Origin of the sequence: Archangium sp. (assembly GCF_036388035.1) — a bacterium.
Taxonomy (GTDB): Bacteria; Myxococcota; Myxococcia; order Myxococcales; family Myxococcaceae; genus Archangium.
In genome coordinates, this window is record NZ_DASVSO010000815.1 from 1 (window position 1) to 2187 (window position 2187).

At 72.0% G+C, this 2187-nt stretch carries 2 protein-coding genes; both read right to left on the reverse strand.

Going from position 1 to position 2187, the window contains the following annotated elements; translation table 11 throughout:
• On the reverse strand, positions 1-1743 hold a 1743-nt coding region (locus tag VF697_RS33665; protein ID WP_331101454.1), incomplete at its 3' end, for an Hsp70 family protein.
• 17 nt (positions 1744-1760) lie between these two features.
• On the reverse strand, positions 1761-2187 hold a 427-nt coding region (locus VF697_RS33670), incomplete at its 5' end, for a DUF2760 domain-containing protein (RefSeq protein ID WP_331101456.1).

Here is a 2187-nt window from a genome sequence, read left to right on the forward strand (position 1 = left end):
GGGGGTGAGGTCTCCGAAGGGAGTGGGCGTGCCCGGGAGCGTCGTCTCGATGGGGGCGAGCTCCTCGAACTCGTCATTGCCCACCACGTCGTCCACCATGCTGCCCACCCTGTCGTCGCGCCGCACGGACGAGGCGAAGAAGCGGAAGCTGGTGGGCTCACCGGTGACGAGGCCGAACTCCTGGGGAGGCACGTCCGCCTGGGTGCCCTCTTCCATGCCGAAGGGGGCCACGCACAGGGCCTTCACCGGGGGCTCCATGCCGGGCACCGCCAGCATCGCCGTCTCCACGCCCACGTAGTAGGCGCGGGCCGTGCCGCCGCGGATGCGCAGGCCGTGGCCCTGGCGCACCCAGCCGTAGTACGCCGCGCCGCGCGCCACCGAGAGGTCCAGGTCCGCGCCCGCGAGCTCCTGGGCTGGCTGGCCCCCGTCGGCGGTGAGCCACGAGTTGATGACCTCCATCACCCGGGCCTTGAGCGGGCCGGCCTTGAAGACGCCACCGTTGAAGAGGACGGCGGTGGGGTGGATGAAGGACTTGCCGCCCACGTTCACCGGCGAGTCCGGCGAGTTGGCCAGCGCCTGGGCCTGTCGGGTGAGGAAGGCGGCCAGGTGCCGCGTCACCGCCGGGTCCTGCGCGTACGGCAGCGCCATCTGCGCGAGGCCCGTGCGCCGGGCCACGCGCGGCATCTCCGCGACGGGGGAGGGCGGGAAGAAGCCATCGGTGAGGACGCGGTCGAGGTCCTCGCGGGCCAGCTCCGTGCGCAGCGTGCCGCCGATGAGGGACGAGCCCCGGCCCGGAATCGCGATGGGCGCCTTGGCGAGGCTCGGGTCCCCGTACAGGGTCTCCTTGGCCATGCGGCAGCCGTAGGTGAGGGCGTTGAACTGCCACGCGTCGAGCTTCTTGCCCTCGGCGGTGAGGCGCTGGTTGAGCGTATGCGCCAGCGCGAGGTCCATGTTGTCGCCCCCCAGGAGGATGTGGTCGCCCACGGCCACGCGGGTGAGCTCCAGGTCGCCTCCGCGGTCGCGCACGGTGATGAGCGAGAAGTCCGAGGTGCCGCCGCCCACGTCCACCACGAGGATGACCTCGCCCACCTTCATCTTCTTGCGGAAGGACTCCCCCTGCGCCTCCAGCCACGCGTAGAGCGCCGCCTGGGGCTCCTCCAGGAGGATGATGTTCTCCAGGCCCGCGGCCCGGGCGGCCTCGAGCGTCAGGTCCCGCGCGGCGGCGTCGAAGGAGGCCGGGACGGTGATGATGACGTCCTGGGCGGCCATGGCGCTGGCGGCGTCCTCCTTCGCCCGGGCGAAGGTGTGGTCCCACGCCTCGCGCAGGTGGCGCAGGTAGCGGGTGGAGGCCTCGACGGGGGAGATGCGCTGCACCTCCTCGGGGGCCTGCCAGGGGAGCAGCGAGGCGTGCCGGTCCACGCCCGGGTGGCTCAGCCAGCTCTTCGCCGAGGACACCAGCCGGGTGGGCACCTTGGCCCCGTGGGTGCGGGCGAACTCACCCGCGATGCTGCCGGGGGTCGGGTTCCATGGGAGCCCGAGGCTGCCGGGGGGGAACTCCTGGCCGCTCGGCAGGTAGAGAAAGGAGGGGAGGAGCGTGCGGGCCTCCACGGTGCCCGGCGCCGTGAGCTGCGGGATGGGCAGCATCGACTGCGCGGGACCGCGGGGCTTGCCCTCCTCCAGGTTGAAGTAGGAGACCGCGGAGTGCGTGGTGCCGAGATCGATTCCAATCGCGTAGCGGGCCATATGGGCTCAATCTGGTGTCAGGAGAGCTCGACTTCAGCGGGCGCGAGCACTCGTGGGTCGAGCGCTGGGCTGGTGGACGGGAATTTCACGGCCGTGGTCACCCAGCCGTGGTGCTTGAGCGCGCCGGTATAAGGAGGCTGACCGGCCACGTTGCCGGTGAGGCGGATGCGCTGGGCGTCGAAGCCCGTGGGCACATTCACCGCGTCCCCCTCGGACTGGGCCAGCACCGGCTCCAGGGCGAGGTACTGGCGCATCACCTTGCGGCACCCCTCGTGGACGATGCGCGCGGCCACGCCCACATCCGCGTCCGGGAAGGCGGCCACGTCCTCCTGGAGGAAGTCGACGAAGCGCCCCTCGCGCTGCAGCATGGAGAGCAACTGGAGGGCCGAGGCGTGCTCCCGCTCGGGGGGCGGGGGAGGAGGGGCCGGCTTCTCCTCCACCTTG